19 protein-coding genes are annotated in these 24,978 nt (G+C 46.6%); 17 read left to right on the top strand and 2 right to left on the bottom strand.

All coding sequences use genetic code 11. The features are described from left to right. Window positions 1-101: 101 nt before the first annotated feature. From rfbH to MKY42_RS29345, 9 genes are all read left to right on the top strand, one after another. The gene (gene rfbH, locus MKY42_RS29385; protein ID WP_339846675.1) at window positions 102-1,667 is read left to right on the top strand and encodes a lipopolysaccharide biosynthesis protein RfbH; all 1,566 of its coding nucleotides are present in this window, start codon (window positions 102-104) and stop codon (window positions 1,665-1,667) included. Between the two features lie 17 nt (window positions 1,668-1,684). Beyond that, window positions 1,685-2,482, top strand: coding sequence for a glucose-1-phosphate cytidylyltransferase (gene rfbF / locus MKY42_RS29380; RefSeq protein WP_339846672.1), 798 nt, complete (start codon window positions 1,685-1,687; stop codon window positions 2,480-2,482). Beyond that, window positions 2,482-3,558, top strand: a complete 1,077-nt coding sequence (gene rfbG, locus MKY42_RS29375) for a CDP-glucose 4,6-dehydratase (RefSeq protein WP_339846669.1) — start codon at window positions 2,482-2,484, stop codon at window positions 3,556-3,558. Before rfbF ends, rfbG begins: the two co-directional genes overlap by 1 nt. 13 nt (window positions 3,559-3,571) lie before the next feature. Then, window positions 3,572-4,462: an NAD-dependent epimerase/dehydratase family protein gene (locus tag MKY42_RS29370; protein ID WP_339846666.1), complete on the top strand. Its 891-nt coding sequence runs from the start codon at window positions 3,572-3,574 to the stop codon at window positions 4,460-4,462. A 150-nt stretch (window positions 4,463-4,612) separates the two neighbouring features. Next, window positions 4,613-4,810: a cold shock domain-containing protein gene (locus MKY42_RS29365; RefSeq protein ID WP_024631599.1), complete on the top strand. Its 198-nt coding sequence runs from the start codon at window positions 4,613-4,615 to the stop codon at window positions 4,808-4,810. 417 nt (window positions 4,811-5,227) lie between these two features. Next, a complete protein-coding gene (gene raiA, locus MKY42_RS29360) occupies window positions 5,228-5,791 on the top strand; it encodes a ribosome-associated translation inhibitor RaiA (RefSeq protein WP_062329707.1) in 564 nt (187 codons plus the stop codon). Between the two features lie 1,014 nt (window positions 5,792-6,805). Continuing rightward, window positions 6,806-9,310 carry a preprotein translocase subunit SecA gene (gene secA / locus MKY42_RS29355; protein WP_090903559.1) on the top strand — a complete coding sequence of 835 codons (2,505 nt, stop codon included), beginning with the start codon at window positions 6,806-6,808 and terminating at the stop codon, window positions 9,308-9,310. A 439-nt stretch (window positions 9,311-9,749) separates the two neighbouring features. Further along, a protein-coding gene (gene prfB, locus MKY42_RS29350; RefSeq protein ID WP_143067070.1) for a peptide chain release factor 2 occupies window positions 9,750-10,863 on the top strand; the annotation gives its coding sequence in 2 pieces (ribosomal slippage) (window positions 9,750-9,821 and window positions 9,823-10,863; 1,113 coding nt in all). 100 nt (window positions 10,864-10,963) lie between these two features. Next, complete coding sequence (locus MKY42_RS29345) at window positions 10,964-11,869, top strand: YitT family protein (protein ID WP_090903561.1); 906 nt, start codon at window positions 10,964-10,966, stop codon at window positions 11,867-11,869. Window positions 11,870-12,067: 198 nt separating this feature from the next. On the opposite strand, the gene cls is transcribed toward MKY42_RS29345, so the two are convergent. Further along, complete coding sequence (gene cls / locus MKY42_RS29340) at window positions 12,068-13,516, bottom strand: cardiolipin synthase (RefSeq protein ID WP_090903562.1); 1,449 nt, start codon at window positions 13,514-13,516, stop codon at window positions 12,068-12,070. 330 nt (window positions 13,517-13,846) lie between these two features. Here cls and argC point away from each other — a divergent pair, with 330 nt between their 5' ends. From argC to argH, 7 genes are all read left to right on the top strand, one after another. Next, window positions 13,847-14,896 carry an N-acetyl-gamma-glutamyl-phosphate reductase gene (argC, locus tag MKY42_RS29335; RefSeq protein ID WP_110000868.1) on the top strand — a complete coding sequence of 350 codons (1,050 nt, stop codon included), beginning with the start codon at window positions 13,847-13,849 and terminating at the stop codon, window positions 14,894-14,896. 116 nt (window positions 14,897-15,012) lie between these two features. After that, complete coding sequence (gene argJ, locus MKY42_RS29330) at window positions 15,013-16,251, top strand: bifunctional glutamate N-acetyltransferase/amino-acid acetyltransferase ArgJ (protein WP_339846659.1); 1,239 nt, start codon at window positions 15,013-15,015, stop codon at window positions 16,249-16,251. Between the two features lie 320 nt (window positions 16,252-16,571). Beyond that, window positions 16,572-17,411 (top strand): acetylglutamate kinase, encoded by an 840-nt coding sequence (gene argB / locus MKY42_RS29325; protein WP_090903565.1) that lies wholly within the window; start codon window positions 16,572-16,574, stop codon window positions 17,409-17,411. A gap of 369 nt (window positions 17,412-17,780) precedes the next feature. Next, entirely contained in the window at window positions 17,781-19,037 is a 1,257-nt protein-coding gene (locus tag MKY42_RS29320) for an aspartate aminotransferase family protein (protein WP_090903566.1), read from the top strand. A 199-nt stretch (window positions 19,038-19,236) separates the two neighbouring features. Beyond that, window positions 19,237-20,205: an ornithine carbamoyltransferase gene (gene argF / locus MKY42_RS29315; protein ID WP_090903567.1), complete on the top strand. Its 969-nt coding sequence runs from the start codon at window positions 19,237-19,239 to the stop codon at window positions 20,203-20,205. 85 nt (window positions 20,206-20,290) lie between these two features. Further along, the gene (locus MKY42_RS29310; protein WP_090903568.1) at window positions 20,291-21,526 is read left to right on the top strand and encodes an argininosuccinate synthase; all 1,236 of its coding nucleotides are present in this window, start codon (window positions 20,291-20,293) and stop codon (window positions 21,524-21,526) included. 105 nt (window positions 21,527-21,631) lie between these two features. After that, the gene (argH, locus tag MKY42_RS29305; RefSeq protein WP_090903650.1) at window positions 21,632-23,035 is read left to right on the top strand and encodes an argininosuccinate lyase; all 1,404 of its coding nucleotides are present in this window, start codon (window positions 21,632-21,634) and stop codon (window positions 23,033-23,035) included. A gap of 211 nt (window positions 23,036-23,246) precedes the next feature. Here argH and MKY42_RS29300 read toward each other — a convergent pair whose 3' ends face one another. Beyond that, the gene (locus tag MKY42_RS29300; RefSeq protein ID WP_179262845.1) at window positions 23,247-24,035 is read right to left on the bottom strand and encodes an alpha/beta hydrolase family protein; all 789 of its coding nucleotides are present in this window, start codon (window positions 24,033-24,035) and stop codon (window positions 23,247-23,249) included. A gap of 305 nt (window positions 24,036-24,340) precedes the next feature. Between MKY42_RS29300 and MKY42_RS29295 the strand changes: the two genes are divergently transcribed. Continuing rightward, window positions 24,341-24,964, top strand: a complete 624-nt coding sequence (locus MKY42_RS29295) for a YhbD family protein (RefSeq protein WP_179262847.1) — start codon at window positions 24,341-24,343, stop codon at window positions 24,962-24,964. Window positions 24,965-24,978 lie beyond the last annotated feature (14 nt).

The raw sequence follows: 24,978 nt of genomic DNA, 5'->3' as shown, positions 1-24,978 counted from the left end.
TTGCAGTCATAATTTTGCATTAGTTCGATCTAGACTATGTCTTTTCAGCCTGCATGTAGTTAAATCGAGGATGAGGGCTTAAGAATGTAAGGGGTGTGCAAATGATTGAGCAAGGAAAGATTGTTCGTATAAAGGAAACTGAAGGTTATGGTGTCGTTTCTTCTGACATCAATGAGGATAAGATTGGAGTCTATCCATTGACGTTCGATCCCCCACAGAGGCATGACGAAAAAAATATTGTTGAAATGACTATGTCAGTACTCGGTCAAACGTCGTATTTGGACGTTCGTAATAAAGACGCATGGAAGTCTAGTAGTCTCGTGACGATTGGTGAATTGGATAAATTTCATCTTGAAAAAATAATTCGACTTGAAATACTCTCCAAAGTAGAAAACTATTACGATCTTTTCCATGCAAATCGGGATGAAGTGTTTGACCCGGATACATCCTCGATCTCATATGGTGGACGTGTATATGATGAACGAGAAATGAGAAGTCTGGTAGACTCTTCTTTGGATTTTTGGTTAACCGCTGGGCGGTACAACAAGAGATTTGAGCAAGAGTATGCACAATTCCTGGGAGTGAGATATGCGCTCCTGACCAACTCGGGTTCCTCCGCTAATCTACTAGCTTTTTCGGCACTTACTTCGCCAAAATTGAAAGATCGTCAGATCAAGCCTGGAGATGAGGTGATTACGGTAGCGGCAGGATTTCCTACGACAGTGACACCTATTGTTCAGAATGGTGCTGTTCCTGTATTTGTAGATGTAGATTTAGGGACCTATAACATTTTGGTTGATCGGATTGAAGCTGCAATTACATCCAAGACCAAAGCAATTATGATCGCTCATACGATGGGGAACCCATTCGAACTTGATCAAGTGATGGAGATTGCATCCAAATATAATTTATGGGTTGTTGAAGATAACTGTGATGCTCTCGGGTCTACTTTTAAAGGTAAATTGACAGGAACTCATGGACATATCGGCACATCCAGCTTTTACCCACCCCATCACATGACGATGGGAGAGGGTGGAGCAGTCTATACGAATAATGCACTATTAAAGTCCATTGTTGAGTCGTTTAGAGATTGGGGAAGAGATTGCTGGTGCCCTTCCGGCTGTGACAATACCTGTAATAAACGCTTCAGCTGGGAGTTAGGGTCGTTACCTTATGGATATGATCACAAATACACGTATTCGCATATTGGTTATAATCTTCGAGTAACTGAAATGCAGGCAGCTATTGGAGTAGAACAGTTGAAAAAGGTTCCAAAATTTACCCAAGCCCGCAAAAACAACTTTAATCGCCTTTTGGAAGGATTGAAGGATCTGGAAGAATTCTTTATCTTTCCAAGAGCTACTAGAGATTCGGACCCCAGTTGGTTTGGATTTATATTAACGGTGCGCGATGGTGTGAAGTTTACCAAAAATGAAATTGTGGCTCACTTGGAAGCTCATCGCATTCAGACACGAATGTTGTTCGCGGGTAATCTCACGCGTCAGCCTGCATTTCAACAAGTTAACTATCGAATTAGTGGGGATCTAACGAATACAGACAAAATCATGCACGATACATTTCTGATAGGAGTCTATCCAGGACTGACAGCAGAAAAGATAGATTACATGATAGATACCATTCGGACTTTTGTGCTGGAGAAAAAATAGATTCGGAGGATCAGGGTATGAAAGTAGTCATTTTAGCCGGAGGATATGGAACACGCATAAGTGAAGAGTCTCATCTGAAACCGAAGCCGATGATTGAGATAGGGGAAAGACCGATTTTGTGGCATATAATGAAGCATTACTCCTACTATGGTTATAATGATTTTGTCATATGTCTGGGTTATAAAGGCTACTATATTAAAGAATATTTTGCTCACTACTTCTTGCATGAATCCGATGTTACCTTTGATTTTACGAATAATAGTCAATTGGTGACACACACTCACTCAGCTGAGCCCTGGAAGGTAACTTTGGCCAACACAGGCGTAGACACGATGACAGGTGGACGGGTCAAAAGAATACAGAAGTATATTGGGAACGAACCTTTTATGCTGACTTATGGAGATGGAGTCTCCAATGTAAATATTACCGAGCTGGTAGAGCAACATAAACTGCGCGGGCGAGTGGCTACGGTGACGACGGTGCAGCCTAGTGGACGTTTTGGAGCGCTTGATATTGATACGAACAACGAGGTCAAGGGATTCCAGGAGAAGCCTGCTGGTGACGGTTCATGGATCAACGCTGGTTTCTTTGTCCTACAGCCTGAAGTTTTCGATTACATTGCTGGTGACGATACCTTTTTTGAGAAGGAGCCGCTTGAGCATCTTGCGCGGGATGGTGAGCTGGTAGGCTATAAGCATGATGGGTTTTGGCAACCGATGGATACCTTGCGCGATAAAAATTACTTAGAAGAGCTCTGGAGAACAGGAGCCCCTTGGAAAATATGGGAAAACGATAAGATGGGAATGGTAAAGTAATGGCGGAGCATCATCCATTTTGGAACGGGAAAAAGGTGTTTATTACGGGACATACCGGATTTAAGGGCTCCTGGCTAAGTCTTTGGTTATCTTCACTAGGCGCGAGGGTGACCGGGTATGCTCTCTCTCCTCAAGATAACAATAGTTTGTTTCATGTGGCAGAGATTGAGAGTGAAATTGAGCGGAGTATTATTGGCGATATTAAAGACAGTGCGAACCTTACGAAATCCATGCAAGAGGCGGAACCGGAGATCGTATTTCATTTGGCAGCTCAGCCGCTAGTCAGGGAATCATACCGTAACCCCGTGGATACGTATATGACCAATGTGATGGGGACAGTGCATTTGCTTGAGGCTAGTCGAGAAAGCGGTACGGTGAGGGCTGTTGTAAATGTCACGACAGATAAATGTTATGAAAATAAAGAGTGGGTATGGGGATATCGCGAAGATGAGCCTTTAGGAGGATACGATCCTTATTCAAGCAGTAAGGCATGTTCTGAACTAGTCACCTCCGCATACCGCAATTCTTTTTTTAAAGAAGGCGTGAAAGGACCACGGATCGCATTGGCTTCAGCCAGAGCTGGCAATGTCATTGGGGGAGGCGATTGGGCCGAAGATCGTCTCGTGCCTGATATTATCAGATCTTTGTTAAAGGGAACTGAAATTATCATTCGCAACCCCCAAGCAATACGTCCGTGGCAGCATGTACTAGAGCCGCTTGGCGGTTATATGGAGTTAGCAGAGCGGTTGTATCAGGGAGAAGAGGTTGCGGAAGCATGGAATTTCGGCCCTGATGATGCGGATGTGCAGACCGTTGAGTGGATTGTGAAGTCCTTCAGCAGCAAATGGGGGGGAACGTCAAAATATGTAATTCAGCCCGAGACAACATTACATGAGGCTCACCAATTAAAATTGGATTGTTCCAAAGCTAAGGCGTACCTAGATTGGCACCCGCGTTGGAATTTGGAGCAGGCCATAGACAAAATTATCGAGTGGACTTTGGCATATGAGAGGAACGAGCGGATGAAGGCTCTCTGTCTGAGACAAATCGAAGAATATACACATTCGAGTCGCTAAAGGTGGAGATTAAATGGAAATACTCTTAACGGGGGCTACGGGATTTGTAGGAAGTCATGTACTCGAAGAGTTACTGGATCAGGGACATAGGGTCTCCATTATAATAAGAAGCTCATCCGATGTATACAGAATCCGCTCTAGGCTAGATGAGGTAGCACAAGTGTATAATTTGTATTATGGTGATTTGGAATCTATATTTCAAAAGCAACAGGTTGAGGTTATTATTCATACGGCTACCTCGTATGGCCGCAATCAGCTATTAAGTGAGCAATTGGAGGCCAATATCCAGTATCCCATTCGATTGCTTGAATTGGGAGCGAAGTATCAAGCAAAAGCATTTATAAATACAGATACTTTTTTTGGTAAAGAACAACATAGTTCATATACCTACTTGGACAGTTACAGCAAGAGTAAAAAGTTCATGGATAGCACAGCGAAGGCATATGCAGCTTCTCATTCGATAAAATATGTGAATATGAGACTGGAGCATGTGTATGGTCCAAAGGATCAGGAGCATAAATTCATAAGTGCCACTATGCGAGCGTTGCTTCAGGAGCCATCGTTACAGCTCACGCCGGGAGAACAAAAGCGAGATTTTGTGTATGTGGAAGATGTGGCCAAAGCGTATACGACCGTGATCGCTCATCTGGAAGCTTTGTCGGAAATAACGGAATTTGAGATTGGTAGAGGATGTAGTATCTCCATTCGAGAGTTTGTGGAGCTGGCGCATCAGCTTACAGCTTCATCGACAAACCTGGATTTCGGCTCATTGCCATACCGAGAGTCTGAAATCATGGACTCCTATGCGGATCATAGAGGGATGCTTGCTTTAGGTTGGAGAGCAGAAACGGATCTCACCTCAGGGATTTCAGTGATTGTGGAGAGTTTAAAAGGAAAAATGTAATTATTGTCATTTAAAACATTACATTTAATTCCAAGAAAACATTTACTTTACCAATTGACAATGGATAACTTTGGATGGTATTATCTGAGTTGTGGGCTAGGGTCTTGGCCAGGGCTTCACTTCATTTGATGACGAAGGGAATGTTAGTGCATGCAAGGTAAAGTAAAATGGTTCAACGCAGAAAAAGGTTACGGTTTCATTGAAACTGAAGACGGCGGCGACGTATTCGTACATTTCTCCGCAATTCAATCCGAAGGATTCAAAACTTTGGAAGAAGGTCAATCCGTAGAATTCGACATCGTCGAAGGCGCGCGTGGACCGCAAGCAGCTAACGTAATCAAATTATAATCATCCGGACAATCCGACCTACATATATGGTTAGATGGTTACCAATTGAATTATCGCTAGCATCAGACTCCGGTTTTTCCGGGGTCTTTTTTTGTTCTAATAGATTCGAAATTTGAGAATCAGCCGAAGAACATTATTCTAATGAATTTGATAAATTCAAGTCATAGTTCATGTTCATTTTACATAATAGATTGAAGGAGCTCGGAAACGGTTAATTACATCATCAAGCGCCTAATAAGACCATCCATGTTAATGAACGATTATGCCCCAAAATGGTGAAATATCGCGAAATATGGCGGTAAGCCTATGTTGGCTGATGTGACTTGAACAGATGTCATTATTCGGTCACCGGGAGTTTTTACATGGCGCTTACATTCGTGTTATAATGAAGTGGCAAAGGAAAAGGAGGAGTGCCCTATGAATTTAAGTATTCGAGGTCAACAAATCGAGGTTACCGATGCTTTGAAGGATTATGTCGACAAAAAGTTGAGTAGACTCGAGAAGTATTTCGATGCACCCCTTAACTCTGACGGTGCTGTTACATTGAGCACGACGAGAGGCTTGCATACGGTAGAGGTGACGATCCCTTTGAAAGGCTTTGTGCTCCGTGCCGAGGATGAGAGCGACGATATGTACGCTTCCATTGACTCGGTGGTAGACAAGCTGGAACGTCAGATCCGTAAACACAAAACGAAAATTAACCGTAAGTTCCGCCAGGAAGGCGGCCTAAAAACTTTCTTCGTGGAAGATCCGACAGGCACAGTAGCTACTGCTGAACTGGATGCGGATACGGAAGACGATGACTTGGAAGTGGTACGGACCAAACGGTTTATGTTGAAACCGATGGACGTGGAAGAAGCTATTCTCCAAATGAACATGGTTGGCCACAATTTCTTTGTATTCTCGAACATCGAGAATGAAGAAGTCAGCGTGGTGTACAAACGGAACGATGGGAAATACGGTTTAATTGAACAAGGTTAATGGATTGAGTTAAAATACTAAACTAGTTTGGTGACTGAACCATTGAATTGAAATGAAAAAATGATTTTTTTAAATGATAATGAATGAAGACAGGGGTCTTATCTCCTGTATAGGACTTCGAACTAACAAGAGCCTCCATCCTTTATGGGATGGGGCTCTTTTGTGCGTACTAGGGCTAGAAAAAGTGGATGAAGCAAGATTGTGAAACTATTTCCCATGCTACTGCGTCTAATAGATAATAGGAATGAGACAAATCCGTGCAAATTGAATGAAAAATTTTCAGTGCTTGCGGAGAAGTCGTTAAAGATGTATTCTTTTTCTCTATATTGAGATTTTCATCCAAATTTACCATCAAAATTCGTTAACATGCCTTATCCAACTGGAAAATGAAACGATAGAATTTAGGGCTTCCGCTAACGACTATGATTTTTTGCACTTAAACTCCATCGGAGAGGCTTCAGAAGTTCAAAGAAGTGTGCCGTGGCGTGTTGCGGCGACCCTTACAAACTGTTACAATTTATACAAAGAGAATCATTGTCCTGATGAGGAATTGTCAACGAATGATCACTAATCATAATCAATGACAGGCACAGCACCATGAACATGATTCATAAGGCTCGGTATTCGGTTGTTTCTAATAACCGGATCCGGATGAATACCGAATCAGCTTCATGAGGGAACCTTGGCAAGCCTGGAGTTGATTCATTTATATTATTATTTCTTCATAATAATTTGAATTTGATTTTTACACGGATAGCGAAGAGGGCAGAAATGACCTGTAGAAGCGAAGCGTTCGCCTTTATCCCCAGATTTCTACCTCTGAGATGGAGTTAAAGAAATCGGGGGATAACAGCGATCGGAAGGACATTCTGCCAGCTGAGTAATGGAGTGTAACCTTCAGTAAGCTCAAATTATATCGTTTGTCACCCCCGGGCAAGTGGGTTCATATCCATCCGATGGTGTCGCGCGGCGGCAGCAGGGGGTCTATTCTGTTTTGCACGAAAGGGGTATACCATGCTAGGACTTGTCAAAAAGATCTTCGGCGACATGAACGAACGTGATGTTAAACGTCTGATGAAGACAGTCGATGTGATCAATAAACTGGAACCACAATTTCAGGCTCTGTCTGATGAACAACTGAAATCCAAAACGGAGGAATTCCGTGCCCGCATTGAAAAGGGAGAAACGACAGATGAACTTCTTCCTGAGGCATTTGCAACCGTACGTGAGGCATCTCGCCGTGTACTGGGCAAACGTCACTATGACGTACAGATGCTCGGAGGCATTGCCTTGCATGAAGGCCGGATTTCAGAGATGAAAACGGGTGAAGGTAAGACACTGGTAGGAACACTCCCGGTATACCTGAATGCATTGATGTCCAAAGGTGTACACGTGGTAACGGTCAATGATTATTTGGCTCAACGGGATAGCCAGGAAATGGGACAAATTTATGAATTCATGGGCATGACGGTTGGGGTTAACCTGAGCGGTATGGACCATGCTTTGAAACAACATGCTTATGCATGTGATATTACGTACGGAACGAATAATGAATTTGGTTTTGACTATCTGCGTGATAACATGGTGTTATACAAAGAGCAGATGGTACAACGTCCATTGTTCTTCTGTATCATTGATGAAGTGGACTCCATTTTGGTCGATGAGGCACGTACGCCTTTGATCATTTCCGGACAAGCTCAGAAATCCACAGATCTGTACTATGCAGCTGACCGTTTCGTGAAGCGTCTGGTTCCAGAGGAAGACTTTACGGTGGACATCAAGGTGAAATCCGTAGCACTGACTGAAGCTGGTGTGGCGAAGGCAGAGAAAGCATTTGGTATCGAAAACTTGTATGATCATGCCAATGTTACGCTGAACCATCACATCGTACAGGGATTGAAAGCCAATGTAATCATGCGTCGTGACGTCGATTATGTGGTGAGTGATGAAGAAGTACTGATCGTCGATGAGTTCACAGGCCGTCTGATGGCAGGACGTCGTTATAGCGATGGATTGCACCAAGCGATCGAAGCCAAAGAAGGTATTGAAGTACAGAACGAGAGCATGACTCTTGCTACAATTACATTCCAGAACTATTTCCGGATGTACCGTAAGCTTGCGGGAATGACGGGTACAGCGAAGACCGAGGAAGAAGAGTTTAAAAAAATCTATGGTCTCGAAGTATTGCAGATTCCAACCAATCGTCCAAACAAACGGGATGATATGGCTGATGTGGTGTACAAGAGCATCGATGGCAAGTTCAACGCGGTTGTGGAAGAAATTGTGGCACGTCACAGTAAGAACCAACCGGTTCTGGTTGGTACGGTTTCCATTGAAAACTCCGAGCGTATTTCCGATATGTTGAAACGCCGTGGTGTCCGTCACCAGGTATTGAACGCCAAATATCATGCGGAAGAAGCGGAGATCATCTCAGGTGCGGGTCAGGCTGGTGCGGTTACGATTGCTACCAACATGGCAGGACGGGGTACGGATATTATCCTGGGTGAAGGCGTAGCTGAAGTGGGCGGCCTTCATATCATCGGTACAGAGCGTCATGAATCACGCCGGATTGATAACCAGCTGCGTGGACGTGCGGGACGTCAGGGTGACCCTGGTTCTACACAGTTCTACCTGTCACTTGGTGATGAGCTGATGAGACGTTTCGGTGCAGACAATGTACTGAACATGATGGAGCGTCTTGGTTTTGAAGAAGACCAACCGATTGAGAGCCGGATGATTACCCGTGCGGTAGAGTCGGCACAAAAACGGGTTGAAGGTAATAACTTTGACGTACGTAAAGTCGTTCTCCAATATGATGATGTCATGAACCAACAACGTGAAATTATATATAAACAACGCCGTGAGGTGCTTGAGTCCGAGAATATCAAACAGATCGTTATGGATATGATCAAGCCTTCCATTGAACGTATTGTGGAAGCTCATTGCAGTGACGATATTCCGGAAAACTGGGAGCTGCAGGAAGTTGCCGACTACATGAACAGCAAATTGCTGGATGAAGGCTCAGTAACGAAAGATGATCTGTGGGGCAAAGAAGCAGAAGAGATTATCGACTACCTGTTTGAGAAAGTTCAGAACAAGTACAATGCGCGTGAAGAGCGGATCGGTGAAGAGATGGTTCGTGAATTCGAGAAAGTGGTTGTACTCCGTGCAGTAGACAGCAAATGGATGGATCATATTGATGCGATGGATCAATTGCGTCAAGGTATCCACCTTCGTGCTTACGGCGGTACAGATCCGCTGCGTGAGTACCAGTTCGAAGGCTTCGAAATGTTCCATCAGATGATTGCTTCGATCCAGGAAGAAGTGGCAACCTATGTGATGAGAGCACAAATCGAGAGCAATCAGGAGCGTCAAGCGGTTGTTGACGAAAGTCAGATCTCGACAAGCGGCGAACCTACAGAGAAACGTCCGGTAAAAGTGTCTGACCAAATCGGACGCAACGATGCTTGTCCATGTGGTAGCGGCAAAAAGTTCAAACACTGCCACGGTCAAGAGTAGTTAAACGACTCTCTACATTACCCTGTTTATAAGTTGGATCTGAATTTTTACACCATAACGGAGAGTGCAGAAGCAATCTGGAGAAGCAAAGCGTTCGCATTTATCACCGGATTTTTCCCTTGTGAGAGGGAATCAAGAAAATCTGGGGATAAGAGCGATCGGAAGATGCTACTGCAATCGGAGTGATAAGGTGTAACGAATGCTGGATCAACTTAAATAGAATGACATGAACGGCTCCTTGCAGCCGGGTATTCCAAATGATCAAATGAAGGATGCATAACCTGTAATTGGTGCATAGTTATAACTATGTACCATAATCATGGAGAAGAGGCTTGCCGTTATTAAGGTAACCGAGACTCCAAGGTGAAGCATCGGATACTTGATCTGAAGGAATGCCCTGAATGCGGGGAGCTTATCTTAATGAAAAGAGGAATTGCACATGATCGATCCAAGCGTGAAGCAGGACCTGCGTGAAATAGGCAAGAAACTAACAAATCTTAGGGGGTCTCTTTGACTTAGATCTTAAGCAAGAGATGATTGAGAACTTCGAAGTGAAGATGTCCGCCCCGGATTTCTGGGATAATAATGATAAGGCACAATCCGTAATCGCTGAGCTGAACGCGGTGAAGGGATCTGTGGACCAATACATCAAGCTGCAGCAGGATTATGACGATGCGGTCATGATGGCAGAACTGGCTGACGAAGAAGGCGACGATGATCTGGCTGTGGAGATCGGCAACAGCGTGACAGCCATCGTGAGCAAGGTAGAAGAGTTCGAGCTACAGCTTCTCCTGAATCAGCCGTATGACAAGATGAATGCGATTCTGGAGCTTCATCCGGGTGCTGGTGGTACCGAGTCACAGGACTGGGGACAGATGCTGATGCGGATGTATACACGCTGGGCCGAGAAGCGTGGCTTCAAGGTTGAGGTGCTGGATTATCTGGCAGGAGATGAAGCAGGAATAAAGAGTGTCACGCTATCCATCAAGGGGCATAATGCTTATGGGTATCTGAAAGCCGAAAAGGGTGTGCACCGATTGGTGCGGATCTCACCTTTTGACTCCTCAGGACGCAGACATACTTCCTTCGTATCTTGTGACGTGGTGCCTGAGATTGATGACACGATTGAATTGGACATTCGGACAGAAGATCTCAAGATCGATACGTACCGTGCGAGCGGCGCGGGTGGACAGCATATCAATACCACCGACTCAGCTGTACGGATTACTCACCTTCCAACAGGTGTGGTTGTAACGTGCCAGAATGAACGGTCACAGATTAAGAACCGTGAGCGAGCGATGACGATGCTTCGTTCCAAATTGTATGAACGTAAAATTGAAGAACAAAAACAACAGCTGGACGAAATCCGAGGAGAACAGTCGGATATTGCGTGGGGTAGCCAGATTCGGTCCTATGTATTCCATCCCTATAGTATGGTAAAGGATCACCGTACGAGCGTAGAGACTGGAAACACAGGAGCAGTAATGGATGGCGACCTCGATGGATTCATCGATGGTTATTTGCGCAGCCAGATTAAAGTAGATACCGATTAATCAAAAGTTCCTGTATAGACCCGATACGTGTAGGCGTATGCTGGGTGTATACAGGGGCTTTTTTTTGAGCATATATACAAAAAAAGGAGAGCAAGATGACATGCAACAGCAACAGCCGTTACACAATAACCGCAAGAAGAGGCTAACCACGCTCATTCCCCTGAACGGCCCATGGAGAAACGTTGTAGATACCGTATCCATTATTTTAGGTTCGTTTTTGATTGCCGTGGCCTTTAATTTATTTTTACTTCCGAATCAGATTGCTTCAGGTGGGGTATCCGGGTTATCGATATTGGGCAAACATTGGCTGGGGCTTGAGCCGGCATACACCCAGTGGGCTATTAATATTCCGCTTCTGATCGCGGGTTTTCTCCTGATTGGCAAGCAGTATGGAATACGTTCTGTACTCGGCAGTATTGTACTGCCACTGTTTGTCTATCTCACGAAAGACTGGGCCATTCCAACAACGAATCCGCTGCTTGGTTCACTCTATGGCGGAATTGGGGTTGGACTTGGGATTGGAATCGTATATCGGGGTAGAGGCTCAACAGGGGGCATGAGCATTCTGGCTAGGATCGTACAAAAATATAGTGGACTAAGTTACTCTCTTTGCGTGGTGATGATGGATGCTACGGTCATTATTATGGCTGCTTTTGTATTGTCATTGGAGCAGTCGCTCTATGCTCTGATCGGGTTATACGTTACCGGTAAAGTTATTGATGCCGTCGAGATGGGCCTTGGTAACTCGAAGGTAGCTTACATTATTTCCAACCAGACCGAACCGATTACGAAGGTGATTCTGGATGATCTGGATCGCGGACTGACGAAGCTGGAGGCAAAAGGTGGCTACACCGACGATCAGCGAACCGTACTCATGGTGGTCGTTGGACAGAATGAGGTGCCTAGACTGAAAGCGTTGATCCGGTCCGTGGACCCGGGGGCTTTTGTCATTATTAGCAATGCGCATGAAGTACTCGGCGAAGGCTTTAAGCGTGGGGAATTTTAAGGTACAGCGAGTAGGGGCTTTATAACTGAAACTAACATTCATAAGATAACGGAGAACAGTGTAGAGATCATTCGTTTAACTTATAAGAAATTAAATTTATAATCCGAAAAAAAGCAGGTACTCCTCCACCAGACATAGCTGGAAAGGAAGCACCTGCTTTTTTCTTTGGACTGATAATCCTTCTACTACTACCTGTATCTACAGAATCGGAGATAGCAGACGAGAGATCGCTTCTTTGAAGCGGATTTTCACACTGCGTTTATTGTACTCCTCCAGCGTCATCTCACGGGATACAAGAAGATCATGCTCAAACGTCTGCACAAGAGCAGTCGCAATCGCCTCATCATACATAAAAGCATTGACCTCAAAGTTCAATCGGAAGCTGCGGTAATCAATATTAGCGGTTCCCACAGATGCGACCATACTGTCGATAATGAGCGTTTTCGCATGAATAAAGCCGTTATCGTAGATGAACACGGTGGCTCCCACTTTTAACAACTCACCGATATAAGATAGCGTAGCCCAATATACGAAGGCGTGATCCGGTTTATTTGGAATCATAATGCGAACATCAATTCCTGACAGGCACGCAAGACGAATGGCTTCGAATACACTGGCATCTGGAATAAAGTAAGGCGTCTGAATCAGAATCGAATGTTTGGCTCCATTAATCATTTTCAGATAACTGTTCTTGATATGCTCTGTCTCTGCATCCGGTCCGCTGGATACAATCTGCATGGCAGTTGTTCCTGTGCCCTCAATATGAGGGAAATGCGCCGGAACATATGGTGTATCGTGCTGCTTGGACGCTTCATTCCAATCGAGAAGAAAACGGGTCTGAAGAGCATGAACAGCATTACCCTGAATACGCAAATGAGTATCGCGCCAGTAACCGAACTTGGAATTCAAGCCGAGATATTCATCCCCCACATTAAATCCGCCTGTATATCCAAGGTTACCATCAATGATGACGATTTTACGGTGATTTCGGTAGTTCATACGCAGGTTAATCAGACTGAATTTGGATGGGAAAAAGACCTCAACCAAACCGCCTGCTTCGCGCAATTCTTTGAAAAAACGTTTGGATACGCGCCGTGATCCCAACGCGTCATACAGCAGACGAACTTTGACACCTTCGCGCGCTTTACGGATGAGTGCATCCCGGATTCTTTTGCCGAGTCGGTCGCCTCTATAAATGTAATATTGCACATGAACATGATCCTTCGCTGCCTCGATATCATCGAGCAACCGCTGAAATTTGTCTGTTCCGTCGGTAATAATCTCGACTGCATTATCTTCGGTCAAAAGAGCATCGTTTTGCTTCAGGTTCATATAAATCATGTCCTGACTACTCTCCGTCGCCTGATTACGGAACGGTGTTCGGTTGTCTTGCAGCTGATCAAGCTGGGCAGCAATACGTTTTTCAAGCCCAAGCTTCTTGCGCTCTTTCCACTGGAAAAGCCGATAGCGCGTCAGGTTTTGCCCTGTTAATAAGTAGAGTACAAACCCGAAAACCGGAATAAAGTTTAAGACGAGCAGCCAAGCCCAGGATGCACTGGCATCCTTTCGTTCGAAGAAAACGACCGCTGCTGCAAAAATAATATTCAGGCCCAGGAGTACAACAAGTAAAATGGATTCGATATGCACTGTAGTCCCCCATGTCTCATAATGACCATCATGAATCCATTCATAAACCCTTCATCGTGTAGATTGATTATGAAATAGACCCTGGTTGTAATGTTTCCTATAATACGTATTTTAGCAGAAGTATACGGGTTCGTCCGCAGATGTTGGAAAGATATGTTCGGAAGCAATGAGAATCCATGTAAAATTGATGATAGAGTGTTGTATTTATATAACTAGAGTTGTATAATAATACACAAATATGCATAGAAGCGACGGAATTGCTGTATGAAAGCTCATTGGGAGCAGGAGAACAGTATAAGTAGCGCATACGACAAGATTGGGGGAGCGAGAGTGAATAACAAATTAAAAGTGGCAATCGTCGGTTCCACCGGCTACGGCGGGGTGGAACTGATTCGTTTTTTCCAGAATCATCCGCAGGTTGAAATTACTTCGGTAATCTCTTCATCCAGCAGTGGTGAGTCCATCGCAGATGGATTCCCGCATTTGACGGACGTGATTCAGAGGCCACTCGACGGCGTAGACCCGGCTGAGATTGCAAGTCGTGCAGATCTGGTGTTCACAGCGACCCCGTCTGGTGTAAGCGCAAAGCTCGTTCCGAGCCTGCTTGAAGCAGGTCTTAAGGTCATTGATTTGTCTGGAGATTTCAGACTTAAGGATGGAACGGTGTATGAAGAGTGGTATAAACATCCGGCACCATCTGCTTCATTGCTGGAACAGGCGGTATACGGCATGGCAGAGGTGTATGGCGACGAAGTGAAGGGCAAGAACTTTATTTCCAACCCCGGCTGCTACCCAACGGCTACGTTACTCGGATTGATTCCAGCTGTTGAGGCAGGATGGATTGACCCTTCCAGTATCATCATTGATGCCAAATCCGGCGTATCGGGTGCGGGAAGGGGAACAGCTCTGGCGTATCATTATGCAGAAATGAATGAGAATTTCAAAGCATATAAACTCAATAAACATCAGCATATTCCCGAAATCGAGCAAGTGCTGGGAAATATCACTGGCACTCCAGTCACAGTAACGTTCACAACTCAACTGGTGCCGATGACGCGTGGAATCATGAGTACGATGTATGCCAATCTAACTGGTGAACATAGTGACCGTGAAATCGTTGATCTGTACCGCAAATATTATGAGAATCGGCCGTTCGTGCGTGTACGTGAGCCGGGGATCTGGCCTTCAACGAAGGAAGTGTACGGATCGAACTATTGTGATATCGGATTTGCGGCTGATCCTCGTACAGGTCGTTTGACGATTATTTCGGTCATCGACAACCTGGTGAAAGGTGCATCCGGGCAAGCCATTCAAAATATGAACCTGATGATGGGATGGGAGGAGAACCTCGGGCTGAACATGACTCCAGTATATCCATAAGGGTTGAATCATTGGGATTGCGTCTAGACGCAATCTCGAAACCATGTGGGGAAGACGGATCAGGCAAAGCAAGCGGACAATCGGCATGCGGCCGAACGCATAACGGGGGATAACATATGGGAACAAATGTGGAGCAAAAGGCCTTTACTATAGTTGAGAACGGAACGATTGTAACTCCGCGCGGGTTCACTGCTGGCGGACTGCACTGCGGATTGAAAAAAACGTCTCGTAACGACATCGGGGTCATCCGCTGTGACGTGCCGGCAACTGCAGCTGCGGTGTATACAACGAACGTGTTCCAAGCCGCACCTCTGAAAGTCACACGTGAGAGCTTGAGCAATGGACGCCTTCAGGCAGTCATCGTGAATAGCGGGAATGCCAATGCGTGTACTGGACAGCAAGGTGAAGAGGATGCCTACGCCATGCGTACGGCGGCTGCACGTGAATTGGGAGTAGCAGAAGAGGATGTTGCTGTCGCTTCTACAGGTGTCATTGGTGAATTGCTGAAGATGGACGCTGTACACTCGGGGATTACCGCACTTCCGGCACGTTTGGGCAAGGAAGCAGAAGAAGCGGAGCATTTTTCCCAAGCTATTCTGACAACCGATTTGGTAAAAAAAGAAGCCTGCGTCTCCGTTGAGGTGAACGGCAAAACGATTACCATTGCAGGTGCCGCCAAGGGATCGGGGATGATTCATCCGAATATGGCGACCATGCTGGCCTTCATGACCTCGGATGCGGTCATTAGTGCAGAAGCGTTGCAGCGCCTGCTGCGCCAGGCGACCAATCATACCTTTAACATGATTACAGTGGATGGAGATACGAGCACGAACGACATGCTGGTCGCAATGTCCAGTGGTCTGGCAGGTAACGAAGAGCTGACCGTGGAACATCCGGATTGGGATGCTTTTGCTGCAGGATTCACATATGTGTGCGAAGTGCTTGCCAAAGCCATCGCGCGCGATGGCGAAGGAGCAACCAAGCTGGTAGAAGTATACGTAACGGGTGCCGTAAGTGATGAATCTGCGCAAGCTATTGCTAAGACCGTCATTGGGTCCAGCCTGGTGAAATCCGCCATGTTTGGTGCTGATGCCAACTGGGGACGAATTATTGCAGCCGTAGGACGCGCAGGACAGCCGGTGAATCCGGAGACGGTTGATATCCGTCTGGGTAACATCTATGTACTTGAACAATCCCGTCCAGTCGTATTCGACGAAGAAGCCGCGCTGGCCTACTTGCAAACCGATACCGTACGTATTGTAGTCGATCTGCACCACGGCGACGGAACAGCCATTGCATGGGGCTGTGACCTGACGTATGACTATGTACGAATTAACGCGGCATACCGCACGTAATAATTATTACGCATTTATTTTATTGAAGCTAACAGCTTCCCTATGAGAAGCTGTTTCGTAAATATATAGAAAATGTATAAGGATTAAACTTTATTTGGTAGTTGATAACTGGCGAAGGCAGTGGAGAAGTCGGAATCGATTCTGTAGAAGCGCAGCGTTCGCCTTTGTCTCCGAGTTTTCCCCTTAGAGAAGGGGAATCCCAAAAAAACTTGGAGACAACAGCGATGAAAGAACGATCCGGATTCGGAACGGTCAGCCACCGAATATCGCATCAATAAGTGTTAGGACTTTTAGAATATTTGAACGAAAGGAGTGCCCTCATGAATTCAACATTGCAAAATGAGAGTACCGGAACTGAAGCAGGTGCCGAGAAGCAGACGTTTGTCATGAAATGCGGAGGCAGCACGCTGGCGGCGTTGCCTGAATCCTTTTTTGCAGATCTGCGTGACTTGCAGTCCCAGGGAACACAGCCTGTCATCGTACATGGTGGCGGCCCTGCGATCTCGAATAACCTGGCGAAGCTGGGCATAGAGACCGAGTTTGTGAACGGATTGCGCAAAACAACGGAACCTGTGCTGGACGTCGTGGAAATGGTTCTTGCGGGGAGTATTAACAAACAGATCGTACGTTTAATCCAACGTGTTGGTGGACGTGCGCTGGGCTTGTCGGGTGTGGACGGTGGTTTGATCCAGGCGAAACCAGTTAGCAACCATGCAGAGATTGGTTTTGTAGGCGACGTAACTGGTGTTAACGCGGAGATTATTCAAGGTATTGTGGAAATGGGCTATATGCCAGTTATCGCGCCAGTTGGTGTGGATGCATCTGGGCAACGCTATAACATCAACGCCGATACAGCAGCAGGTGCGGTAGCTTCCCACCTCGGAGTGAGCCGGATGATCGTAGTGACTGATGTCCCTGGCATTATGAAAAATGTAGGTGGCGAGAAAAAAGTACTGCCATCCGTCTCTGTACAAGAGATCGAGGATATGATCCAAACCGGAGAAATCTATGGCGGCATGATTCCAAAGGTGCGTGCAGCCATCGCTTGTATTCACGGCAAAGTGCGTGAGGTCATCATCGTAGATGGCAGCGAACCACAGATCCTGAGCCGTGTGCTTGGCGGAGAAACGATCGGAACCCGAATTATCCGTATGCAGTAATTATTCTCAGTGCGCTAGTGTCTTCATGGTCTTATAGTAAATAAAAAAATATGTGCATCGCTTTTTTATATAAGAAATCTAATATTACACACACAATAACGTAGGGTGCAGAACCAATCTGAAGAATAAAAATGCATAACGTAGAGGACAGAAATAACCTGAAGAAGCGAAGCGTGCGCCTTTATCCCCGGATTTTCCCCTTTAAGGATCAATCAAAAAAATCCGGGGATAACAGCGATCGAAAGGTTGTTCTGTCATCGAAGTGGAGTATGCTTACGTTCAAAAGATGGTCCTGCAATCGGAGTGGTCTAGTGTAAATTATAGCTCTTATATGATTGCCGTTGCACCAACCAATAGGAGTGATAGGTGATGGCAAAAGGCAATGAACAGCCAGGTTCTGGCACAGCAGTAGCGGGCGTAGCAGCGACAGGTGCAGCGTCACAGACGGAAAGCTCTCTTTTCCAAACGTATGCACGTTATCCAATCAGTCTGGTCAAAGGTAAAGGCAGCTGGCTGTGGGATGATCAGGGCAATCGTTATCTTGATTTCATGTGCGGGTTGGCTGTAACGAGTCTGGGCCATGCACCGGAGAAAGTGGGAGCCAAGCTGAAAGCTCAGATTGATGAGCTGTGGCATGTATCCAACCTGTTCCAGATTCCCGGTCAGGAAAAAGCAGCGGCTTTGTTGACTGCAAATACGTGCGCAGATGCTGTATTTTTCTGTAACAGTGGTGCAGAAGCGAATGAAGCGGCAATCAAACTGGCGCGTCGCTATCACCAGAAGGTAAAAGGCACAGGTCGGTACGAAGTCATTACATTTGCCCAATCCTTCCACGGACGGACACTCGCAACCTTGACAGCAACTGGACAGGATAAGGTGAAAGAAGGATTTTTGCCATTGCCAGCCGGATTCGTGACCGTACCATTGCATGATACAGCCGCTCTCGAAGCGGCAATCGGACCCAATACAGCAGCAATTATGCTGGAGATGGTGCAAGCTGAGGGTGGCGTGCATCCGGTTAAACCGGATTTTGTCCATCACGTTCGGAAACTGTGTGAAGAACACGGACTGCTGTTGATTGTGGATGAAGTGCAGACCGGAATGGGACGTACAGGCAAACTGTTCGCGCATGAGCATTATGGCATTGAGCCGGACATTTTCACGGTAGCCAAAGGTATTGGTAGTGGATTCCCTGTAGGTGCGATGCTAGGTAAAGGTTATCTAAAGGATGCGTTTACTGCAGGCAGCCATGCTACAACGTTTGGCGGTACACCACTTGCTTCCTCCGTGGTCATTGCAACGATTGAAACGATGCTTGAAGACCACCTGCCAGAACGTGCAGCTGAAATGGGCGAATACCTGATGAAATCTCTGCGGGAGCGTCTGGCAGGCAACTCGTTTGTAAAAGAAGTTCGGGGTATGGGTCTGCTAGTTGGAATCGAATGTGCTGAAGCGGTAGGCGACATCGTGCTTGCCGGTCAGAAACGAGGCATTCTCTTTGTATCCGCTGGACCAAATGTCATTCGTCTGCTTCCAAACTTGTATGTGAGCAAGGAAGAGATCGATGAGGCAGTATCCTTGGTAGCTACGTTGATTGAAGAGCACGTGGCAGCGAAGAACGCTTAATAAGACTTTATACAATCTTTCTGATTCGGGGCCTTCGCGGGCCTCGAAGCGGAACATAATGATGAATCATGAATCCCTGTAGCCGCGCGGTAAACTAGCGGAAGCTGATAGTGAGTAGCCGGATGGCAAAATCTTAACGTTCTACACTCTTCTGCCCATGCGGGTGCAGGGAACCGGAAATAAGGAGGACAAAAAGAACATGACACAAACGCAACAGACGGAGAAAGTCCAGAAGGTCGATCTTAGAGGCCGTGATTTTATTGAATTTACAGATTATACAGCAGAGGAAATTCGCTATTTGCTGGACCTTGCGATTGAGATTAAAGGCAAACAAAAGAACGGTGTGCCGTATAAGCCACTCCAAGGCAAAACGATCGGACTCATTTTTGAAAAATCATCTACACGTACCCGTGTATCCTTTGAAGTCGGCATGTTCCAACTCGGCGGTCACGCGCTCTTCCTGAGCAAAAACGATATCCAACTTGGTCGCGGGGAAACGACACATGATACAGCCAAAGTCCTGTCACGTTACCTGGACGGCATCATGATTCGTACCTTTGGACACCATAATGTGACTGAACTGGCACAACATGCGGATATTCCAGTTATTAACGGCCTGAGCGATGCAGCACATCCATGCCAAGTACTCGCAGACTTCCAAACTGTGCTGGAGCACAAAGGTAAGCTGGAAGGTCTGAAAATGGCTTATGTCGGAGACGGTAATAACATGGCGCACTCCCTAATGCTTGGTGCAGCGAAGATGGGTATGCATGTTGCGGTAGCGACTCCGGAAGGCTATGAGCCTGACAGCGCAGTTGTAGAGCAGGCGCGCAGCATCGCACAGGAGAGCGGGTCGCAGGTGACTGTAACGTACAGTGCACAGGAAGCTGTGAAAGATGCAGATATCGTGTATACGGATGTATGGGCGAGCATGGGTTTTGAAGAGGAACAGAAGATTCGTGAACAAGCATTCGCTGCGTATCAGGTGGATGAGGAACTGATGAAAGGCGCGAAGCCGGATTACATGTTCCTGCACTGCCTGCCAGCTCACCGTGGAGAAGAAGTGAGTGCTGGGGTAATTGACGGACCTAACTCCCTGATCTTTGATCAGGCGGAGAACCGACTGCATGCGCAGAAAGCATTGATGGCTGCGTTAATGAGCGAATAGATGCTGTTTGCCTGAATGGGTTGATTTTAGGCGCAGATTTCGCGATGATAGATTAAGCAACTGAACTTGGGGAGGACCACCACACATGGCTAAAGAAAAAATTGTACTCGCTTATTCTGGCGGGTTGGACACATCTGTAATTTTGAAATGGTTGAAAGAAACATATGATGCGGAGATTATTGCATTTACGGCGGATATTGGACAAAAGGATGAGTTGGACGGCCTTGAGGAAAAAGCACTCGCTACAGGCGCTTCCAAAGTGTACATCGATGATCTGCGCGACGAGTTCGCCAAAGATTTCATCTATCCAATGTTCCAGGCAGGTGCTCTTTATGAAGGACAGTATCTGCTTGGCACAAGTATCGCACGTCCACTGATCGCTAAACGTATGGTGGATATCGCTCGTGCAGAAGGCGCTACTGCGATTGCTCACGGCGCTACGGGTAAAGGGAATGACCAGGTTCGCTTTGAGTTGAACGCAGCTGCGCTGACACCAGACATTCAAGTCATCGCGCCTTGGCGTCTGGAAGAATTCCGCAACCAGTTCCCGGGACGTGCGGAGATGATCGCTTACGCTGAAAAACATGGTATTCCGGTAACCGCATCGGCGGCTAAACCGTACTCCACAGACCGTAACCTGCTGCATATCAGCTATGAGAGCGGCGTGCTCGAAGACCCTTGGTTCGATCCAAGTATGGACGAGAACAAAGACATGTTCCTGCTCAGCAGTGCACCTGAAGATGCACCGGATCAAGCGGAATATGTTGAGCTTGAATTCGAACAAGGTGACTGTGTTGCACTGAATGGTGAGCGCTTGAGCCCACTGCAAGTGATGGAGCAACTGAACGAACTTGGTGGCAAACATGGTATCGGCCGTGTGGACATGGTAGAGAACCGCTTCGTCGGCATGAAGAGTCGTGGCGTATATGAGACACCAGGTGGAACAATTCTGTTCACGGCACACCGCAAAATGGAATCCATCACGATGGACCGTGAAGTCATGAACCTGCGTGATAGCCTGATCACACGTTACAGCACACTCGTATACAACGGATTCTGGTTCGCACCGGAACGTCTGGCGCTGCAAGCGCTGGTGACCGAAAGCCAGAAAAATGTAACAGGTACCGTTCGTGTGAAACTGTATAAAGGCAACATCATCGGTGCAGGTGTGAAAAGCCCTGTCAGCCTGTACAACCCGGACATTGCCACGATGGAAGCTGATCCAACACAAGCGTACGATCAAGGGGATGCAACGGGCTTTATTCGCCTGAATGCATTGCGTTTGAAAGTGAATTCCGGTGTGGAACAAAACAAAAACTAATTTCATTATGCATATACAGCATCACGATAATAACTGACAAGGCGGGCCGTTCTTGCACATCTGGCAGGAGCGGCTTTGTCCATGAGCGAAAGGGGAGTACTCACTGTGAGCAAGCTGTGGGGAGGACGTTTTACCAAACAAACCAATCACCTGGTTGAGGAATATACAGCGTCAATCAATTTTGACAAAGCGTTGGCCGAGGAAGATATTCAAGGGAGTCTGGCTCATGTCACGATGTTGGGCAAATGCGGCATTCTGCCGGCAGAGGATGTAGAGACGATTAAGGAAGGTCTAATCACGGTTCTGCACAAAATCCGTGCAGGGGAAGTGGAATTCTCCGTATCGGATGAAGACATCCACATGAATATTGAGAAAAATCTTATCGATACCATCGGCCCTGTAGGCGGCAAATTACATACGGGACGCAGCCGGAATGACCAGGTGGCAACCGATATGCACTTGTACTTGCGTGAGCGCGTAGTTGGATTTGTTGGCATGCTGCACTCGTTGCAGGAAGCGCTGATCGGACAAGCCAAAGACAATCTTGATACGATTGTACCGGGGTATACGCATCTTCAACGTGCACAACCGATTCTGTTCGCCCATCACCTGATGGCGTATGTATCGATGTTCCAACGGGATGCAGAGCGTCTTATGGACAGCTACAAACGCATTAACGTACTGCCACTGGGTGCAGGTGCGCTTGCAGGCACAACGTTCCCGATTGACCGTCATTTTGTGGCGGAACAACTGGGCTTCGATGGTGTGTACGAGAACAGTCTGGACGCGGTCAGTGACCGTGACTTTATTGTGGAGTTCCTGGCAGCCGCTTCGCTGATCATGACTCACTTGTCCCGTTTGAGCGAAGAGTTGGTCCTGTGGAGCAGCACGGAGTTTGGTTTTGTTGAACTGGACGATGCATTCTGTACGGGCAGCAGCATTATGCCACAGAAGAAAAATCCGGACGTTCCGGAACTCGTTCGTGGTAAAACAGGGCGTGTGTACGGCAACCTGATCGGTTTGCTGACAGTGCTGAAATCTCTGCCGCTTGCTTACAACAAGGACATGCAGGAAGACAAGGAAGGCATGTTTGACACAGTAGCGACGCTTGAAGGCGCACTTCAATTGTTCGCTCCGATGATTGCTACGATGACGGTCAACAAGGGTCGGATGCGTCAAGCGGTCAATCAGGATTTCTCGAACGCTACAGATATTGCGGACTTCCTTGTGGGCGAAGGATTGCCATTCCGTCAGGCACATGAGGTTATCGGCAAAACGGTATTGTACTGTATCCAGAACGGCAAGTATCTACTGGACCTGACCATCGATGAATTCCGTCAATTCTCCCCGTTGTTCGATGAGCGTATTTACGACGTGCTGCAACCGGAAGCGGTTGTAAATGCTCGTAACGTATACGGCGGAACAGCTTCGAACCAGGTGGCTGAGGCGATTGCACGTAGTGAAAAGGTGCTGGAAATTACGGAGCAATGGATCACCAATCGAGGATAATGACGCATTTACCATAATGAAATAAAGATATACAACGCAAAAGCAGGCCGAGAATTTCTTCTCAAGGGCCTGCTTTTTTTGTGTGTTACAACGATTTAGATATGTTCAACTCAACATTTACTGGATAACAGCGATCGGAAGGTTAATCTGTCATTGGAGTGCCAGTGTACATATCCATCTAAAATGCAATGGCTTCATTTAAACTTCTCGGCTATTTACGTTCACGCAAAGGCAACCATTTCAATACACTCTGAATTTTCTGATCCCAATAGCCCCACTCATGTTCACCGGGTTCCTCCTCATAGGTCAATTGAAGATCGGTCTGCGCACAGGCTTCACGGAAGGATTGGTTCTGATCATACAGGAAATCTTCCGTACCACAGCATTGATAGAGCAATGGCCGAGGTCCACTGCTCGCTTGGTTATTCTTCAGTAGTTGGAGCAGGTCGTTCTCCGAGCCTTCAATCTTCGGCCCAAAGATACGTTCCATTTCGGCCCGCCAGAGTGGGCTGGATTTCATATTATCCAGATGCGCCGTCATGTCGAGTGCCCCGGATAAACTTGCTGCCGCGGCATATTGATCTGGTTTACGCAGAGCAAGTTTAAATGCACCGTAGCCCCCCATGGACAAGCCCGCAACAAAGTTATCCTCACGTTTGTGTGATAGTGGGAAGAAGGAACGTGCAAGTGCAGGCAGTTCCTCACTGATGAAAGTCCAATAAGATCCGCCCTCAACCATGTCCGTGTAGAAGCTGCGATGCACTTGAGGCATGACCACAGCAATCCCCAAGTCAGCGACGTAACGTTCAATGGATGTGCGGCGCAGCCAGATGGAGTCATCATCCGATAGCCCGTGCAGCAGATACAGCGTGGGATGTAACCCCTGGCCGGATACGTTCTCCATGCCGATCTGATTGTGGGTCTGTTGTGGCAGGATGACATGCATGCTGGTGCTTAAACCAAGCGTGTCCGAGTAAAAATTACATTGAATAAGTGCCATGTGTTAAAGTAACCCCTTTCATAATTCATTGTCGAAGTGTTCTGATTTGATACAAGGGATGGGATCTGGAGCCGTCATGGCTCCAAAGTGTTTATAGTAAACAGGTTATACGTAAATCTCTTCCGATGCAACAACAAGGTCCACTGTAGGGAGAGATAAGTAAGCGCTTTCGAAGATGAGTGAATTTTAATGTGGGAGTAAGAGATATGAATAGTACACGTAGGTTCAATTCCCAATGTTCTTCGCCTTCTTTACAACGTAACAATGTTATGTTACACTGTTTTCAACACAAAGGGGGACCATATATGACGGATGATTTGATCTCCAAAAAAGAATTGCTGGACCTGACGGGTATCTCCTACGGCCAGTTGTACCGCTGGAAGCGGAAGAATCTCATTCCGGAGGAATGGTTTATTCGGAAGTCGTCCTATACGGGACAAGAAACTTTTTTTCCAAAACAACAGATTTTACTGCGGATTGACAAGATTCTTAATATGAAAGACGGCTTGTCGCTGGATGAACTGGCAGACGTGTTTTCACCAACGTTGGGTGAAGTGGAAATGTCCGCTGAGGAACTATTAGAGCGAAACATTGTTTCGAGCACTTCGCTTGAGCTGTTAAAAGAAGCAGGGCGGGAGCGGCCGCTGTATGCGTTGGAGCAGATCATGATGCTTTATGTACTCGATAAGCTGCTAATGAGCGGAGATATTACCCGCCAGGAGGGTTCGCTGCTGATCGATGTCATGTCCGAGCATTATTATCGTTTTACAGGTAAGCCAAGCGAATTGGTGCTTATTCGAAAGATGGGTGTCCCTTCATTCTTGCTGGTAACGGCAGGGACAGAGCTTTATTTTGACAATGGAGTGAAGGTCGTTCTCAGGCAGCCAATGGGCACGTTCATGGAAGAGTTAAAACTCAAATTGGGATAAGGAGAGGTTCATAT

Origin of the sequence: Paenibacillus sp. FSL W7-1088, assembly GCF_037969855.1 — a bacterium.
Lineage (GTDB): Bacteria > Bacillota > Bacilli > Paenibacillales > Paenibacillaceae > Paenibacillus.
This window is presented reverse-complemented; position numbering and strand designations above follow the sequence as displayed.

Bases quoted from the DNA above. Each gene is read 5' to 3' on its own strand.
- rfbH (WP_339846675.1), top strand. From the start codon at position 102: ATGATTGAGCAAGGAAAGATTGTTCGTATAAAGGAAACTGAAGGTTAT.
- rfbF (WP_339846672.1), top strand. From the start codon at position 1,685: ATGAAAGTAGTCATTTTAGCCGGAGGATATGGAACACGCATAAGTGAA.
- rfbG (WP_339846669.1), top strand. From the start codon at position 2,482: ATGGCGGAGCATCATCCATTTTGGAACGGGAAAAAGGTGTTTATTACG.
- MKY42_RS29370 (WP_339846666.1), top strand. From the start codon at position 3,572: ATGGAAATACTCTTAACGGGGGCTACGGGATTTGTAGGAAGTCATGTA.
- MKY42_RS29365 (WP_024631599.1), top strand. From the start codon at position 4,613: ATGCAAGGTAAAGTAAAATGGTTCAACGCAGAAAAAGGTTACGGTTTC.
- raiA (WP_062329707.1), top strand. From the start codon at position 5,228: ATGAATTTAAGTATTCGAGGTCAACAAATCGAGGTTACCGATGCTTTG.
- secA (WP_090903559.1), top strand. From the start codon at position 6,806: ATGCTAGGACTTGTCAAAAAGATCTTCGGCGACATGAACGAACGTGAT.
- MKY42_RS29345 (WP_090903561.1), top strand. From the start codon at position 10,964: ATGCAACAGCAACAGCCGTTACACAATAACCGCAAGAAGAGGCTAACC.
- argJ (WP_339846659.1), top strand. From the start codon at position 15,013: ATGGGAACAAATGTGGAGCAAAAGGCCTTTACTATAGTTGAGAACGGA.
- argB (WP_090903565.1), top strand. From the start codon at position 16,572: ATGAATTCAACATTGCAAAATGAGAGTACCGGAACTGAAGCAGGTGCC.
- MKY42_RS29320 (WP_090903566.1), top strand. From the start codon at position 17,781: ATGGCAAAAGGCAATGAACAGCCAGGTTCTGGCACAGCAGTAGCGGGC.
- argF (WP_090903567.1), top strand. From the start codon at position 19,237: ATGACACAAACGCAACAGACGGAGAAAGTCCAGAAGGTCGATCTTAGA.
- MKY42_RS29310 (WP_090903568.1), top strand. From the start codon at position 20,291: ATGGCTAAAGAAAAAATTGTACTCGCTTATTCTGGCGGGTTGGACACA.
- MKY42_RS29300 (WP_179262845.1), bottom strand. From the start codon at position 24,035: ATGGCACTTATTCAATGTAATTTTTACTCGGACACGCTTGGTTTAAGC.
- MKY42_RS29295 (WP_179262847.1), top strand. From the start codon at position 24,341: ATGACGGATGATTTGATCTCCAAAAAAGAATTGCTGGACCTGACGGGT.